Source organism: Corynebacterium sp. MSK218 (assembly GCF_030232655.1).
GTDB lineage: Bacteria > Actinomycetota > Actinomycetes > Mycobacteriales > Mycobacteriaceae > Corynebacterium.
Genome location: NZ_JASPGN010000003.1, coordinates 37544 through 53651, shown reverse-complemented (window position 1 = coordinate 53651; position 16108 = coordinate 37544). Strand labels below are relative to the sequence as shown.

Here is a 16108-nt window from a genome sequence, read left to right as displayed (position 1 = left end):
CGCGAAAAACACCGGCGTTTGAAGGAGCAGCATGCCCAAGGCAAAAAACATGCACGAAACGGACAAGGACGTTCAGTCGGAGGTGTTTATTTCCGGCCGTCACCAGGAGGTTCCTGTGGACCCGGCCGATGAGTTCAAGCGCACCACTCTCGCTGCCGGTGCCGTTTTGTGGCGCGGCGATCCGCAAGATCCGGAGGTCGCCCTCATTCACCGCCCGCGTTATGACGACTGGTCCTTGCCCAAGGGAAAGGTTGACCCGGGCGAGTCTCTTCCCACAACAGCAGCGCGCGAAATCCTTGAGGAGACCGGCTACACCGTTCGTTTGGGCAAGCTCATTGGCAAGGTGGCCTACCCGGTCCAGGGCCGCACAAAGGTGGTGTATTACTGGATGGCTCGTGTGTTGGAAGGCACCTACACCCCCAACGATGAGACCGATGAGCTGCGGTGGATGAAGATTGATGAGGCCTGCGAACTGCTCTCCTACGAAGTCGACACGCAGGTTCTTGCCAAGGCTCAGAAGCGCCTGCGCTTGGCACCGACGACGCGCGTGCTCTACGTTCGTCATGCCCATGCGCATCAGCGCCGTTCCTGGGAGGGCGACGATGACTTGCGCCCGCTTGATAAGAAGGGCCGCCGCCAGGCAGAAATGCTAGTGCCCATGCTTACCCCGTATCACCCAACAGCCATCTACTCCGCCCTTCCGCAGCGCTGCCAGCAGACTGCCGCTCCACTTGCTGATGAGCTGGGGATGGACATTGCCATCAACAAGGCCTTCGGCGATGAAGTATTTGATGCCAATCCTGATGTCGCGCGCGCCGCTTTTCAGCGCGTCGTCGACGGCGGCGGAGCCCCCGTCATTGTCAGCCAGGGACTTACTATTCCCGGCATCATCGAGTCCTATGCCCCGAAGTTCATCACCACTCCGATTGAGGAGCTGAAGTTTAAGAAGGCCTCGGTTTGGGTCCTATCCTTCAATGATGGCGAGCTCACCGGCGCAGACTACCTAGCTAGCCCGCTACCAGTACGTTAATTCCGCATTGGGAGGCTTGCTCATCGAGAGGCATTCCGTCTTCGACTCGTCTCCCCCTCGCCCTTTCCCCACAATTACGGCCACAGCCTGCACTGCTGCTGTGAGAAGGCACGAGCGGCAATCGCATAACCCAACGCCGTAATGGGAAAGGCGGGGATGAGGCCGACCAACGGCATCAACGAGAAGGCGAACTGTATCAACCCGAGCAGAACGACTATGCCCAAGGAGGTACCGAAGTTCTGGCGCACCATCTGTTGGGACAGGCTCAGGCACTGCCCCACAGAAAGGGAGGGTTCTTTGGCCTTAATGACCGGTGCTGCCCAGAACAGCACCATCGCAATAATGCCGGGGATGATGAGCACAAAGCCCACGGTGACAATAAGTCCTACGCACAGAAATACCTTCATCAGACCAGCGACGGATTCGAACTGAAAGAAGTCTCCGAAAGTGAGTTTTTCACCGTCCATCGCCTTATTGGCGGCATAGCAAAAGTTTGCCTGCATCCACAACATGCAGGCAAACACGCAACCAAAGATTGCGCCGAAAGTCAGCAGCAAGGCGACGACGCCCAAGAAATTCAATGGCTCAGAGGCCGCGGTTGAGGATACGCTGCCCATAACAATGGCGCCGATGAAGGACACCGCCATCACGGCGAAATTGACCGCAAAATAGACTGCGGTAAGTATGCCCAGATGGGCAAGGACACCAACGATCCACTCCGCAGCAGCATCCCCGAAGGCTTTAAAAGATTGCCCGATGATGAAGCCCGGCTCTGCCTGCGGCACTCCCATCATCACTGGGGGGTGCTGCGGCCATGGACCTTGTTGATACGGGCCACTGCCGCTGAATTGGTTCCCATAGGAGCCCGAGTAGTCTCCGCCACCGTAGGGTCCCGGTTGATAGGGGCCACTTTGGCCCGCGTAGGGCGGCACTCCTCCCTGCGCTCCATAACCAGATTGGTGTGGCCCCATGTTGGGGCTGGAGGAGCCTCCGAATCCGCCATTCCCGGCGTACCCGGATGGCCCGTCATATCCTTCGTATGGGTTGTTCATGCACTGGAGTCTATAGGGAGTTTCGGTGTCGGCGCGCTGAAGTGCCCTCCATCCCGGCAATAACAGGGGTCTATTCCCCACACAACGCAGGTGAAGTCATTCCGCCCACGACGAAAGGGGCGCCGTCTTTGACGCACGCCCCTGCCACACGATCCAGATGTTAGGCCCAGCGCATGGCCGGACGCTTGCGCACGGTACGCACGAAGAGGACGTGTCCCAAGCCCAAGAGCGGAGGAGCACAGAGTATTCCAACAATGGGAATCAACATGAACAAGTTCACCAAGATCGTGAACACGAGGTAGAAAAGGAACATTTGACCGAAGTTATTCACGACAAGGTTCTTCGATTCTTTGAAGCACTCACCAATGCTCTTTTCGGGGTCTTCAGCTTTGATCACCGGTGCCGCCCAGAAAAGCACGGCCGCCACGATGCCCAGAACGATGGTAAAAGTACCGATAACAACAGCAATGATATAGCAGACGTACACACCGAAAATGCCCTTGACGTTGCCACCCTTAAAGTAGTCGCCGAAAGAGACATTTTGCCCATTAGCAATCTTGCATGAGGCGGAGACGCAGCCGGCATACATCCAAGCATTGAGAAGAATCATCGAGAGGTAAACAACGACCATAGCGAGAATGCTCAATGCCCCAAGGCCCGCAGCGCCGCCGTCGGAAAAGGTGCCAGTCGCTGGGTCATACGACGTCGCGGAAGTAGACGCAGCACCTAAGCTCAGGACCATAATGAGCAGAAAACCACCAAGGGCCACGATTGCGTAGTAAGTTAAAATAGCCAAAGCACCAGGCATAGGCTGCTTGAAATAGCCCTTGAACGCCTGACCGATGGAATCCATGGCGTCGACCGGCGAGACGGTCAGACCACCTTGCTGCTGGTACCCCGCTGCGTAGGCGCCCTGCTGCTGGTAACCCGCGCCATAAGCGTTGGGATCCTGGTAGCCCTGACCGTAGGTATTCTGGCCGGCACCGTAGGAGTTCTCTCCATACGAATTCCCGCCGTAGGAGTTGGAATTCCCGCCATACGAGTCACCGCCGTAGGCGTTGTTCCCATAGCTGTTCTGGTCGGCGCCATAGGTGTTTCCGCCATAGGAATTGTCACCGTAGGAGTTTCCTCCAGTGGTGTTATTCCCAAAGCCGCCTTGGTTGCCGCTTTGATCGGAGCCATAGGCGTTGCCGCCGGAGGAAGTTCCGCCGTTGGAACCGAAGGAACCGAAGCCGTTCTGGCCGTTGTTCCCGCCCTGCTGATTGCCGGACGGGTCTCTATTGCTATCAAAAGGGTTGGTCATGCGGAAAATACTAAAGGCACCTTGTTAAGGGTGCCACGCGACATGGGGAATGCTACCCCTTCATTTACCTCAAAAGGGGTTAGTAGCGGTTAGGCCTCAGCCCTTTTTCTTTCACGACGAACGCTATGACAGTTATGACGCGGCCACACGCGGCTTAAATGGGGGACGGCCAGCTTCGAACGCTTCAATGTCCGCCTCGTTGCGCAAGGTAAGGCCGATATCGTCGAGGCCTTCCATGAGGCGCCAACGGGTGTAGTCATCGATGTCAAAGGTATAGCTGTTGCCGCCCACGGTCACGGTGCGTGCCTCAAGGTCAACGCTCACCTGAGTTTCACCGGCTTCCAGTTGCTTCCAGATAAGCTCAATATCCTCCTGTGCCATCAACCCGGTCAGCAGTCCGGCTTTGCCGGAGTTGCCGCGGAAGATATCAGCAAAGCGCGAGGAAAACACGGCCTTGAAACCGTACTCCGCCAGCGCCCAGACTGCGTGTTCACGGGAGGAGCCCGTGCCGAAGTCTGGACCGGCGAAAAGGACTGAACCATCTTTAAATTGGGGCTGGTTGAGCACAAAGTTCTCATCCGAGCGCCAGTTTGAGAACAATCCCTCAGCAAAACCCGTGCGCTTGACGGACTTGAGGTAGCGAGCCGGAATGATCTGATCAGTATCCACGTTCGAAGCGCGCAGCGGAACACCAACACCGGTGTGGTTTAAAAATTTGTCCATTGTCTTCTGCTTTCTGCCAATCTTCCTTGTACTTCCTCGTGGCCTCTTAGGCGTTGATGTCGGCCGGTGAGGCCAGGTGGCCCAGAACCGCGGTGGCTGCTGCGACTGCTGGGGAAACTAGGTGGGTACGCCCACCAGGGCCCTGACGGCCTTCGAAGTTACGGTTGCTTGTCGACGCCGACCGCTCCCCCGGCTTCAACTGGTCCGGATTCATGCCCAGACACATCGAGCAACCCGCCGTACGCCACTCCGCGCCAAAGTCGGTGAAGATCTTGTCCAGACCTTCTTCTTCAGCTTGGGCCTTAACTACAGCGGAGGAAGGCACAACCATCATGCGAGTATTGGCCGCAATGCTTCGACCCTTCACCACCTCTGCGGCTGCGCGCAAGTCCTCGATGCGCGCGTTGGTGCAGGAACCGAGGAATACGGTATCGATCTGGATGTCTCGCAGCGGAGTGCCCGGCGTGAGATCCATGTAGGCCAGAGCCTTTTCGGTCGCGACCTTCTCACCTTCATCGCCGAAGGATTCCGGATCCGGCACTGAGCCGCTCAACGGCAGGCCCTGCCCCGGGTTAGTTCCCCAGGTAACGAACGGGGTCAGTGCGGAGCCGTCGATCTCCACGACGGTATCGAACTCAGCCCCTTCATCAGTCGGCAGCGTCTTCCAGTACTCCACGGCGGCATCCCAGTCTTTACCCTTCGGGGCGAACTCACGCCCCTTGACGTACTCAAACGTGGTCTCATCTGGTGCTACCATGCCGGCACGGGCGCCAGCCTCAATAGACATGTTGCAGATGGTCATGCGAGCTTCCATCGACATCTTTCGAATAGCTTCGCCGCGGTACTCAATAATGTGGCCCTGACCGCCGCCGGTGCCGATCTTGGCAATAATGGCAAGAATCAAATCCTTGGCAGATACTCCTTCAGCTAATTCACCAGAGACCTCAATGGCCATGGTCTTAAAAGGCTTCAGTGACAGCGTCTGAGTAGCCATGACGTGTTCGACTTCGGAGGTGCCAATGCCCATCGCGATGGAGCCGAACGCGCCGTGGGTTGAGGTGTGGGAGTCGCCGCACACGATGGTCATGCCAGGTTGGGTAATACCGAGCTGCGGGCCAACAGTGTGCACAATCCCCTGCTGTTCGTCACCCATCGCATGCAGTCGAACGCCAAACTCCTCGCAGTTCTTGCGCAGCGTGGAGACCTGGGTACGGGATACCTCGTCCTTAATCTCCAGCAGATTTCCGGTCTTGATACCCACCGTAGGGACGTTATGATCTTCTGTAGCTAGGTGCAGTTCTGGGTGGCGCATAGTGCGACCAGCCAGGCGTAGCCCATCAAAGGCTTGCGGGCTGGTAACTTCATGCAGGAGCTGGAAGTCGATGTAGAGGAGATCAGGCTCCCCGTTCTCGCCCTTGCGCACGATGTGGTCACGCCACACCTTCTCTGCCAGTGTCAGTTTCTCAGTCATAAGCCTCTCCACTTGAAATCTCAATTAATGGGACGTAGATTTCATTGTATGGGAGAGTATAGCGCAGTATCAGGAATAAAGGTATTGGATCGCGCCGTCGCCATCATGATGGCCGCAACCAACCGCCCCTCCACACTCAACGAGCTCTGCGAGACCACAGGTTTACCGCGGGCCACCGCCCACCGTCTGGCGACCGCACTGGAAGCACACCGCATCCTAACCCGCACTGCTGACGGTAAATGGGGTGCGGGCCCTGCTCTGCCAGGAAACCGAGATCGCATCATCGAAACCGCCGGCCCCATCATGGAGGAGCTTCTCGAGGCCACCGGCGAGTCCGTTCAGCTCTATGAGCTTTCCGGCACAACACGCACCTGCATCGCCACGCGCGAGCCGGAGTATGGTCTCCACAACGTAGTCCCCGTTGGCCGCCAATTACCCCTCACGTCTGGTTCGGCAGCACGCATCTTCGCCGCATTTGGGGACGTCCATGTATCAGACGCCCTCTTCAGCGAGCGCGATGTTGAGCTCGCGCGCGAGAATGGCTACTCAGAATCCATCGAAGAGCGCGAATCTAATCTTGCTTCCATATCCGCCCCCGTCTTCGATAGCGCAGGGACGTTCATTGCTGTTCTCTCTGTGTCAGGCTCAGCAGATCGCTTTCGCCCCTCCCCGGCGGAGAAGTTTGCGCCTGTGCTAGTCGACGCCGCCAAGCGCCTCACCGACGCACTCTCCACTGATGGTGCCTAGGTAAGCACGAAGGTCCTCCTAGATGCTCAAGCCGAAGTAAGCAGCAAGTCCGCGCAACCCTTCGGGGCCCTTACTACTCGTAGATGAGAAGGCCTCTCCCCTTTCCTGCACTGAACGCACCACGTTGGCCGGTTCACGATTAGGACGACGCGGCACATAGCCCTGGTGCGGCAGTCGCGCGAGCTCGTCCGCATGCGGCATACGGGCATAGTTGGAGAAGGTCATCTCCTGACCATTGCGGTTGACCACAGTAATGCCCTGATAGATGCCTACGACTCCAGGACGGCCCTCAATAGACACTGGCCCACCGCTATCCCCAGGGGCAAGCGAGAAACCTGCAGCATAGTGCATTCCCGGAAACACTCCCGGACCACGCACGGTCGGCCCACAGTGGCGCCCCGCATAGCGGCCATCCATACACACCCGGGCACCTTCTCCTGGCGGTGTCGCCATTCCGTCACCCGTGATCGGGTTTCCGCCAGAAGAGGTTCCACCAGCGAACTGAACATAGGCCAAGTCGTGGCTTGCAGCGCCAGACGGGCTAAACCATCGCAACGTACCCACGTGTTGTCCAGAATCGGTATACACCTGCCCACCATCAAGCCCACAATGAGCAGAGGTCCAGGCGCGGGTTGGTTCAACATAGCCAACAGTGCATTCAGCACCATCCGAGGTGATGATCTTCTGACCCTGCGCGATCTGAACTATGGCATCGGCGGCAGCAACTGGTGCAATCAATACCGAAATCGATACGGCAAAAGCGCTGGCAGCGGCCATTAGGCTACGCGTGAGTTTCGTCGTCATGCATTCACTGTAGCACCCCCGCTACCCCCGCTATTGAAACCCTAATGAAAAAGCGCTTAAATGAAAACAGACTGAAAACACACGGGTTCACTAAGGAGAAGTCATGACCCACACCATCCACGAAGAGCACGCCCACACCCACGGTGAAGGCTGCGGCCACGTCGCTTTCCAGCACGGAGATCACACCGACTACGTTCACGATGGCCACATCCACCGCGAGCATGAGGGCCACTGGGACGAGTGCGAGACATCCGAGCACCACGTTCACGAGGACCACGATCACGAGCACGGCGAGGGCTGCGGCCACGTTGCCATTCCGCACGGTGATCACGTCGACTACCTGCACGATGGCCACCGCCACGCCGCTCACGACGGACACTGGGACGATCACTAAATCTCAGTCACTTTCCACTCGCTGCCCCGCTCCAGCACTCCACTGAGCAGGGCAGCGTTCCCCGTTTTCCCACACCGTATGGCTATACAGGCGTTAGTGTGGGGCCATGACCTCCTCACAGACCCCTTCCTCCGCACGCCGATTCCTCACGGCACTGACCGCCGTAGCCACCGCGGGCCTCCTCGCAACTGGCTGCTCCTCTACCCCCACCGAGACCGCCGCCCCAGCCACTGCCCCTGCCACCTCCGAGGCAGCAGAGCCTTCATTCAAGAACACCTACCCAGCTTTCAAGCCGCTTAACGACGATTCCCACGTCGAGGTACCCGCAGGCCCTGAGCCCACCATTCCTGGTGGCTCCGCGCCAGAAGGACAAGCAGGCGCTCAACCGCAAGCTGCGCAGCAGCAAGCTCCACAGACTACACCTCCACACCTCCAGGGAGTAGAGCCCGGACAATATGTCATGCCACCTGGAAGCCGGAAAACGATTGAATCCGCACGTATTGGTTCCCTCAACCACATACACGAGCAGCTTCCAGAGAACCAGATTAACGGCGCCAAGGTCGACGTCTTTGGCACCCCTGCCACGATGTGCCAGACAGGTGATGGCTACAACATCACCTACGTCCTTGCAGGACCAAATACCAGCTGCGATTTTGCCCGCTCGACCGCTGGCCACCTCATGAGTCTTACTATCAGCTCTTTGGAAGACCTTCGCGGATACGTTCCACCACAGATTTCCGTCACGAGTCCGGTGACCCATCAAACTTACAACCTTGCCTGCAGGACCGACGACCGCGAGATCATCCGCTGCACCGGCGGCAACAACGCCGAAATCATGATTGTCTAGAACCCTAGAAGTCGAGAAAGCAACAAAGCGCTAAGCCATAGGAATGGCTTAGCGCTTTTCGTTGTACCCCGTACGGGATTTGAACCCGTGTTACCGGCGTGAGAGGCCGGCGTCCTAGGCCGCTAGACGAACGGGGCTCGTTTTGCTGTCCGTTGCGGACTTGCTAAACACTATAGGATCTCCGAAAGATTGCACAAATCGGCAGGTAAAAGCATTTTTAAACAGATAAAATCCCGAACCTCGTTGCCCTGTTGTGGCTGCGGTGACTACTCGAATTCTCTCGGCCTGGGTGCGGATCGAATCAGTGGTTATTCCGCTGGCTTACCGTGGGCAGCTTAGGCCGGAACACTAGTGTGCAACGCTGGAGGTTCGGGAGGACACGTGCGCTAACAGCATGTGGTGCAAGGCTCCTACTTCGCTCGAGTGTTGGCTTTAAGAAGTTATGGATTATGGCGATGCCGCCTCGTACTATCTGCTAGAGTCGCGTCGGCGATAGTGATGATTTTCAGCTTCCGCCATCCGCTCTCCTTTCTTCCGGGAATGTCCTGTACCTGCAGTGTAAACCCGGCGCACGCACACCGGAAGCACTTAGACCAATTGGACACTGGTTTGCCCCCTGGTGCTTGATTTCACACTCCAAGAACCTAGGCTCTCCCCTCACCGGTATGGGGCACAACAAGACCACCGCCTTCCTAAGCCAAGAGAAGCTGCCCCTTCTTTCCTGTAAATGCTTCTCACTACATCCCTTTACTTGCACAACATGCAAGTGTTAGTCTTGCATTAGTTGCAAGTAAGGGAGATGAGCAATGAACGATGATCTAAAAATCATTGAGGAAGCCCAGAAACGCACCGCCTGGAGCCAGAGTCCGTGGGCGGTTGCGCTTGTCGCGCTCGGCATCGGATGTGGCCTCGCGGTGACTAAGGTGTCCTGGTGGTACGGCCTCGCAGTTCTCATACCGACCTTTATTCTGGGCTATCTCCTCAAGGACAAGATTGCGAACCCATTCGTGCGCCCCGATCCGAATATGGGGCCAAGTAACAACCGCGCGACCTGGTCACGGGTACTGCTGCCCGGTGCAATGATCATGTCCACCACCCCAACTCCAGACTCGTGGCCGTGGATGGTGGTCTGCGGCGCAATTGTCTCTGCGGCAACGGCATGGATGCTGTATGAGAACCGTAATGCCGCTGTAAAGGGCGTCAATGCCTAAGGAATCTGCGCACCGTCCAGCCGAACTGGATCCGATCATCCATCCGATTAATCGGCTGAGAATCTGCGCCACGCTATTTTCCGCAGGCGCTACAGACGGCCGGCAGATGAAATACAGCCTGCTTGCTGACCTCACGGAACTTCCCGCCGATACGCTGTCGAAGCAGTTGAAGCATCTTGAAGACAACGGCTATGTCAGCCGTACGCGCGAGTACGGCTCCACGCGGGCGAAAGATTCCGTGTGGGTCACGCTTACTGAAGCGGGGACTCAGGCTTATGTGCAACACGTGGAGGCACTCAAAGCAATGACTGAGGGCCTATAGACCGCGCAGCCATTGCGTAAGGCGCTCCTCCAACTGTGGAAACTCGGTATAGCCGTCGCTTTCGAGGAAATGCCCCGCATCGTGGATGGTGATGGGGGTGGCCGAGAGGGCGTCGGCAAGCTGCTGCGTTAAGACTGGGTCCACGAGGATATCGTTAGTGGACACGAAGACCTCTGTATGAGCAATGTGGGGCTTAATAGCAGGCACGTCGACATGTGCTTGGCCAATAAACTCGTCGAGTTCTGAAATAACGCGAAGCTTCTCCACGAACCCAGAGACGATAAAGAGCCCGGCAAGCTCACACTCGCCTTCTAATGCCGTGAGATAGTGCAGCAGCGCGATGCCGCCCAGGCTATGCGTAATGATGCAGGTATCAGCATCTGGACGCCCAATATCCTTGCGTATCGTCTCTACCCACTCATCCAGCTTCGGCGCATTCGGGTCTGGCAGCGCAAGGGTATGGACCGTGTGGCCCTCGGCCGTCAGCTGGCGCTCCAACCACGGGAACCAATGGCTGTCGGGGCTGGCTTGATATCCATGAACAATGTAGAAGTGCATGGTCACCAATCATAAAGAAAAAGAGTGGCAAGCACCTGATGCTTGCCACTCCCTAAGTGGTACCCCGTACGGGATTTGAACCCGTGTTACCGGCGTGAGAGGCCGGCGTCCTAGGCCGCTAGACGAACGGGGCATAGAACTGTGACGACTGAGTTTGCCGCAGGTTGCTGCGTCAAACAGTTATCACTGCTGGCCTACCAGGACTCGAACCTAGAATGACGGTACCAGAAACCGTAGTGTTGCCAATTACACCATAGGCCACTATTGCGGTGAACTCGCTTGGGGCAGAACCCTTCGCTGCTCGCTGCAACGGTTTATAACTATATCCAGCACACCCGATCCACACAAATCGCCAGGCTAGAGGTAATTTACGGGGCGCTAAGAGTGAACTCAAACGCCCCGAAATTACACCTCTGTGAGTCGCGCTGGTTGTGCCGGCCGTGTGCCTGCCTACTCAGCCAGTGCGCTTATTCTCCGCTCCACGGCGTAACTGCCTGCGCAGCCTTGAGACGAGCCAGCGTGGACTCCTTACCCAAAAGCTCCATGGATTCAAACAGCGGCGGGGAGACCTGCTGGCCGGAGATAGCTACGCGCAGGGCGCCGTAGGCCTTACGGGGCTTGAGCCCGAGGTCGTCGATAAGCGCGGCGGAGAGAACCTTCTCAATCTCGTCGGTCTTCCACTCCCCTAGCTCTTCCAACTTGGCAATGGAGACCTCGAGTGGCTGGACCGCATCTTCTTTCAGGTTCTTCTTGGCGGCCTTCTCATCGAGCTCAAGTTCCGTGTCCGGGGTCGTCAGGAAGGACATGAGGCCGTAAGCATCCGAGAGGGTCTTGATGCGGGTCTGCACCAAGTCAGCGGCGAACGTGAACTTCTCCTCCGGGTAGTCCGCCGGGAAGTCGGTGTACTCAGTGAGGTAATCGCGCAGGCGCTGTGCAAAGTCAGCCGGCTCAAGCAGACGGATGTGGTCGGCGTTGATGGCCTCCAGCTTCTTCTGATCGAAGCGGGCCGGGTTACCCAGCACGTCCTGCACATCGAAGTTGGCAATGAGCTCATCGACGGAGAAGATGTCCTGGTCCGCCGACAGCGACCAGCCCAACAGGGACAGGTAGTTGAGCATGCCTTCCGGGATGATGCCATTGTCGCGGTGATTGAACAGGTTGGACTGCGGATCGCGCTTGGAGAGCTTCTTGTTTCCCTCACCCATCACGAAGGGCAGGTGGCCAAACTCCGGGGTCTGCTTGGCAATACCCAGCTCGATGAGTGCCTCGTAAAGAGCAAGCTGGCGCGGCGTGGAGGACAGCAGGTCCTCACCGCGCAGGACGTGGGTCACGCCCATCAGAGCGTCATCGACCGGGTTAACCAAGGTATAGAGCGGGGCGCCATTGGAGCGGGCCACTACGTAGTCCGGCTGGGTCTCCGACTTGAAGGTCATGTCGCCGCGAACCAGGTCAGTCCAGGACCAATCCTTATCGGGCATGCGCAGGCGCCACACCGGCTTGCGGCCTTCCGCCTCAAAAGCATCAATCTGCTCCTGGGTGAGGTCGCGGTCAAAGTTGTCGTAGCCCAGCTGCGGGTCGCGGCCGGCCGCCTTGTGGCGCTCCTGAACCTCTTCGTTGGTGGAGTATGCCGGGTAGACGTAGCCGCCATCCTTGAGCTTCTGCAGGACATCGGCGTAGATATCCATGCGCTGGGACTGGCGGTAGGGCTCGTCGGGGCCACCGACGTTAACACCCTCATCCCAGCCCAGGCCGAGCCAGTTTAGGGAGTCGATGATGGCCTGGTAGGACTCCTCGGAGTCACGAGCGGCATCGGTGTCCTCGATGCGGAAGATGAGCTTGCCCCCAGTGTGGCGGGCATAGGCCCAGTTGAACAAGGCCGTGCGGACCATGCCTACGTGGGGCGTGCCGGTCGGTGAAGGGCAGAAACGTACGCGGACGTCGGAAGTTGTTTCAGTCATGTTTCCCATCGTAGTTCAGCCCAGCTTCACCGCACCGCCCGCCCCACTTGGGGGTAGATGAAAGCTGTTTCCACTAACCACATGCAGGGCTTTTCCCGTCTACTCTATAGGGAATGACAATCATTACCTATAGTGAAAATCTCCCATCAGAACTCAAGAAAGGTTTCACTCCACCGTGGCACGACTCCGCACTGTGGCAATTCTTACCTGCGCCACCCTCCTTGCCTCTCCCGCACCTGCTCTCGCTGGCCCCGATGACGGCAAGCACGTAGCCACACAAACCCATATCGACTCCCCCAAGTCCTTTTGGGAAAACAATTCCCTCACCTTGAAGTCCCACTCGGCGGATTCTGATCATGCTCTCGACGAAACCGTGGCCTGGGTGGGCAAAGGCTGGGACCAAAACGACAGGAACCAATACCAGTTCACCGTGCCTGAGGATCCTGTCCTTTCCTTCGCTGGTAAAGCAGGCAAAACCTATTACATGGCCCCCGCCAGTGTAAACGGCAGCTTGGATCCAGTCTGGATGGGTTTCGGCGCGGACACTGAGTTGCCTGTCGACGATTTCCGCGACAATATCGCGTCCCTCGACCTGCTCAGCGTCGATGGCCCAGGCGAGGTCGAAATGTTTGGCTACTATCCCGGCCCTGGCGGCCTGCAGCGCTTCTTCGGCACCTCCGAGGATGCCCCGCACGCAGCGTGGCTCACCAGCGGCACGCATACTCACAATTACACGGTCTTTTCCAAGCCGGGCCGCTACGAGCTCACCTACCGGACCACCGCTCGTAGCAAGGACGGCAAGCTCATCGCGTCCGAGCCGGTCACCACGTCCATCCAGGTTGGCGGCGAGCGCCCGCTCAAGGAGGCCACGCCTTCCCTCCGCGAGCGCTTTGACGCAGCATCAAACGGTGACGCCTCCACCAAGGACTACCAGCTCACCATCGCGCCCAAGAAGGACAAGGAGAAGGATGGAGATGAGAACCTTTCCTCTATCGACTTTTCCGGCGGCACGGACGGTACTTTGACGCTGCTTATCGACGGCTACTTCCTCACCGACCTCCCCGTCACCGACGGCACAGCACACTTTGATGAATTCCTCGGACCCGAAGATTCGAAGATTCAGGCCGTATATACCCCGAAGGATGGCTCTCCGCGCTGGGTATCTGAAGAACTCGACTACACCGAGGGCGCGAAGCTTGCGACATCGTCAAAGAAGTCTGCTGATTCCTGGACTGAGACCTCCAACCCTCGCGAGCTGTCTTCTGGTGAGGAGATCTCCGTGTCTGATCCGAGCATCACCGCTCGCGCCGTTCCTGAAGGTGACGGCGCAACTCGCATCATTGTTGAGGCTGCCGATAAGAAGTTCGACGGCTATGTCCACGGCGGATTTTTCAGCGGGGACAGCGACTACGCCGATATTCCCTTCGACGGTGTTATCACGAACGGCCGCGCCGAGTTTGTCGTTGGTGCCGACAAGAACTTCAACGGCAGCAAGGTTCGGCTCGATATCCTCCCGCACCCGACGGTAACGCAGGATTCCGGGTCCATTACCTTGACGGATTCCTTCGACTTCGGCCAGACCTACGAGTCCACCGGCGAGCTGGGCAAGGCCTCCTCCGCTCCGGCAGCGAAACCAGGCGACAAGGGCGACAAAGGCAATGCCAAGCCTGACGCCACTCCCCGCACCGGTGTCTGTGCCGACAAAAAGGTTTTGGACCATGGCCATGTCGACATCGCTGCGTCCCGCGACGGTGACTCCTTCACCGCACGGCTTAAGGATGAAACCGCCATCGTGGACAAGAAGACCGTTGAGCGCCCGCTCGATGATGTCGTCCTCGCTATCCACGACAACGCCCTGCGTGCGCACCCGGAGGTTCTCAAGGGCAAGGAGTTTGATTACCTCGGCAACGACAAGTTCTACCTGCTCCCCCAAACCCAAGAGCAGGGCATCATCTGGCCTGGCTACAACACGCAGAAACTGAACTATGACGACTACAAGGACGGCACGGTAACGCTCAACATCAAGCCCACCGACATGCCGGAGGGCGGCAACGTCGGCCTCTTTACCACCGAGGGTCTTGGCAAGTCCTTTACCCCACTGGTGAATTCCGCTGAGGGTGACTACTCCATCGAGACCACCTTCGCTTCCCATACGCACACCAACTGGGCGTTCACCAAACCGGGCATCTACAAGCTCGAGATCACCTACACCGCCACAACGAAGGACGGCAAGGACATCACTTCTGCGCCCCAGACGCTCACCGTGGCTGCTGGAGACGCCGCGATCACGGACTGTGTGAGCGCGAAGGGCGAGGGTGGTTCCAAGGACGAAGGCGGCTCCAAGGGCAAGGGAGGCTCCAAAGACGAGGGTGGCTCCAAGGGCAAGGCACCAGAAAACTCCAGCAAGCCCGATGCTTCCTCAAAGGACATGAAGTCCTCGAAGCCGAAGCTCCAAGGACTGTGGGGCCTCGTACTTCCTGTTGTTCTCGCCATCGTCTTCCAAGGCTTCCTCAACTTCTACAACGACCACCGCCAGGACATCACGGCCCGTCTCAACGGGCTCTTCCACCGCTAGATAAGGAGTTTCACCGTGAGCTTTATCTCTCACCGCACGGCTGCCGCCCCCGTGGCGGCGACCGCCTCGCTATCCCTCATACTCATGGCTTCCCCGGTGCCCACGGCCCTTGCCGAAGGCGAGGTTTTCGATTCCGGCCACGTCGATGCTTTCTACGTCACCGCCCCTGACGGCGAGCTCACTTTGTCCCTGAAGGAGGACGTGACCGGCAGCGGCGTTGTCCACCCCGGGGATGATGTCACCCTCAAGGTTGCCGAGGAAGCATGGAACGACGCCACTGAGCGCATCGATGGCATCGAAACACCTACTTACTACTTGCCGCAGACCCAGGACAGCTCCCTTCTGTGGCCGGGATGGGATACCCAGCCAGCACAGTCCGCGGGCTACAAGGACGTGGATTTTGAGTTCGTTGAGGTCACGGGCCCTGGAGATATCTTCGTCTTCGAAACCGCTGGTTTTGGCGACATTCAGCCAGTCACGGAGGAAGGCGCACTGGACCTAGTCAGCGGTGATGTCATCAACCAGGCCTACCCGGCGCACCGCCACGTCAACTGGGCATTTACGGATCCGGGTATCTACACCATGACGGTCCAAGCCGTGTCCAATGGTGATGCCAGTAACCAGGTGACCTACACGTGGGACGTCGGCGATGGCGAGATGGCACCGCAGGATTCTAGCGAGACTGAGCACGAGCCGGATAGGGCCGAAGACGGTGCCGGTCACGGTGAAGATGCGGCGCTTAGCGACGCCTCTCCCAACCCCCAATCCTCTTCCGCTTCGGGTGGCGAGTCCCGCTCGAGTTCCGGAAGTTCCCAAGGCATGGCCTCCGGCCCTGCACCTGCAGCGAGTGCCAAAGGCACTCATAAGCCTAAGGAAACCAAAGACAGCGCGAACCGAAAGGAGCGCACTAACCGAAAGGAGCACAAGGACCGCAAGGCCGCGCGTACGGGCACTACGAGCCCTTCCGCTGAAAATGTCGAAACTGTCGCCGCCTCCGGCTACTACGACAGCGGACAGAATCTCTTACCGTGGGGCATCGGAATCTTGGGCCTTGGCATGCTGGTCCTCGGCCTAGCCGTGGCACGCCTAGCGCTGGCGAGGAGCCGCGACTGA

Annotated in this window: 15 protein-coding genes and 3 tRNA genes; 8 read left to right on the top strand and 10 right to left on the bottom strand. The window is 58.2% G+C overall.

Annotation, left to right across the window (positions count from 1 at the left end):
• Window positions 1-31: 31 nt before the first annotated feature.
• Window positions 32-1030 carry an NUDIX hydrolase gene (locus QP922_RS03150; RefSeq protein ID WP_284807889.1) on the top strand — a complete coding sequence of 333 codons (999 nt, stop codon included), beginning with the start codon at window positions 32-34 and terminating at the stop codon, window positions 1028-1030.
• Window positions 1031-1104: 74 nt separating this feature from the next.
• Here QP922_RS03150 and QP922_RS03145 read toward each other — a convergent pair whose 3' ends face one another.
• The 4 genes from QP922_RS03145 to leuC all read right to left on the bottom strand — a co-directional run bounded on the left by QP922_RS03145 (window position 1105) and on the right by leuC (window position 5579).
• Window positions 1105-2082, bottom strand: a complete 978-nt coding sequence (locus QP922_RS03145; RefSeq protein WP_284807888.1) for a hypothetical protein — start codon at window positions 2080-2082, stop codon at window positions 1105-1107.
• Window positions 2083-2242: 160 nt separating this feature from the next.
• Window positions 2243-3385 carry a hypothetical protein gene (locus tag QP922_RS03140; protein ID WP_284807887.1) on the bottom strand — a complete coding sequence of 381 codons (1143 nt, stop codon included), beginning with the start codon at window positions 3383-3385 and terminating at the stop codon, window positions 2243-2245.
• A gap of 132 nt (window positions 3386-3517) precedes the next feature.
• Complete coding sequence (leuD, locus tag QP922_RS03135) at window positions 3518-4108, bottom strand: 3-isopropylmalate dehydratase small subunit (RefSeq protein WP_284807886.1); 591 nt, start codon at window positions 4106-4108, stop codon at window positions 3518-3520.
• Between the two features lie 46 nt (window positions 4109-4154).
• Window positions 4155-5579, bottom strand: a complete 1425-nt coding sequence (gene leuC, locus QP922_RS03130) for a 3-isopropylmalate dehydratase large subunit (protein ID WP_284807885.1) — start codon at window positions 5577-5579, stop codon at window positions 4155-4157.
• Between the two features lie 48 nt (window positions 5580-5627).
• On the opposite strand from leuC, the gene QP922_RS03125 reads away from it, so the two are divergent.
• A complete protein-coding gene (locus tag QP922_RS03125; RefSeq protein WP_284807884.1) occupies window positions 5628-6326 on the top strand; it encodes an IclR family transcriptional regulator in 699 nt (232 codons plus the stop codon).
• Window positions 6327-6344: 18 nt separating this feature from the next.
• On the opposite strand, the gene QP922_RS03120 is transcribed toward QP922_RS03125, so the two are convergent.
• Complete coding sequence (locus QP922_RS03120; RefSeq protein WP_284807883.1) at window positions 6345-7130, bottom strand: chymotrypsin family serine protease; 786 nt, start codon at window positions 7128-7130, stop codon at window positions 6345-6347.
• Window positions 7131-7233: 103 nt separating this feature from the next.
• Between QP922_RS03120 and QP922_RS03115 the strand changes: the two genes are divergently transcribed.
• On the top strand, window positions 7234-7524 hold the full coding sequence (locus QP922_RS03115; protein WP_284807882.1) for a hypothetical protein: 291 nt from the start codon (window positions 7234-7236) through the stop codon (window positions 7522-7524).
• Between the two features lie 106 nt (window positions 7525-7630).
• Entirely contained in the window at window positions 7631-8371 is a 741-nt protein-coding gene (locus QP922_RS03110) for a hypothetical protein (RefSeq protein WP_284807881.1), read from the top strand.
• A gap of 64 nt (window positions 8372-8435) precedes the next feature.
• On the opposite strand, the gene QP922_RS03105 is transcribed toward QP922_RS03110, so the two are convergent.
• Window positions 8436-8508 (bottom strand) — tRNA-Glu (locus QP922_RS03105).
• Window positions 8509-9177: 669 nt separating this feature from the next.
• Between QP922_RS03105 and QP922_RS03100 the strand changes: the two genes are divergently transcribed.
• Window positions 9178-9582: a hypothetical protein gene (locus tag QP922_RS03100; RefSeq protein WP_284807880.1), complete on the top strand. Its 405-nt coding sequence runs from the start codon at window positions 9178-9180 to the stop codon at window positions 9580-9582.
• A complete protein-coding gene (locus QP922_RS03095) occupies window positions 9575-9904 on the top strand; it encodes a transcriptional regulator (protein WP_284807879.1) in 330 nt (109 codons plus the stop codon). Before QP922_RS03100 ends, QP922_RS03095 begins: the two co-directional genes overlap by 8 nt.
• Here QP922_RS03095 and QP922_RS03090 read toward each other — a convergent pair.
• The 4 genes from QP922_RS03090 to gltX all read right to left on the bottom strand — a co-directional run bounded on the left by QP922_RS03090 (window position 9899) and on the right by gltX (window position 12429).
• Window positions 9899-10462 carry an RBBP9/YdeN family alpha/beta hydrolase gene (locus QP922_RS03090; protein WP_284807878.1) on the bottom strand — a complete coding sequence of 188 codons (564 nt, stop codon included), beginning with the start codon at window positions 10460-10462 and terminating at the stop codon, window positions 9899-9901. The genes QP922_RS03095 and QP922_RS03090 overlap by 6 nt on opposite strands.
• Window positions 10463-10519: 57 nt before the next feature.
• Window positions 10520-10595 (bottom strand) — tRNA-Glu (locus tag QP922_RS03085).
• A gap of 56 nt (window positions 10596-10651) precedes the next feature.
• Window positions 10652-10723 (bottom strand) — tRNA-Gln (locus QP922_RS03080).
• Between the two features lie 206 nt (window positions 10724-10929).
• Complete coding sequence (gene gltX, locus QP922_RS03075) at window positions 10930-12429, bottom strand: glutamate--tRNA ligase (RefSeq protein WP_284807877.1); 1500 nt, start codon at window positions 12427-12429, stop codon at window positions 10930-10932.
• Window positions 12430-12595: 166 nt separating this feature from the next.
• Between gltX and QP922_RS03070 the strand changes: the two genes are divergently transcribed.
• Both QP922_RS03070 and QP922_RS03065 read left to right on the top strand, forming a co-directional pair.
• A complete protein-coding gene (locus tag QP922_RS03070; protein ID WP_284807876.1) occupies window positions 12596-14995 on the top strand; it encodes a choice-of-anchor M domain-containing protein in 2400 nt (799 codons plus the stop codon).
• A gap of 15 nt (window positions 14996-15010) precedes the next feature.
• Window positions 15011-16108, top strand: coding sequence for a choice-of-anchor M domain-containing protein (locus QP922_RS03065; RefSeq protein ID WP_284807875.1), 1098 nt, complete (start codon window positions 15011-15013; stop codon window positions 16106-16108).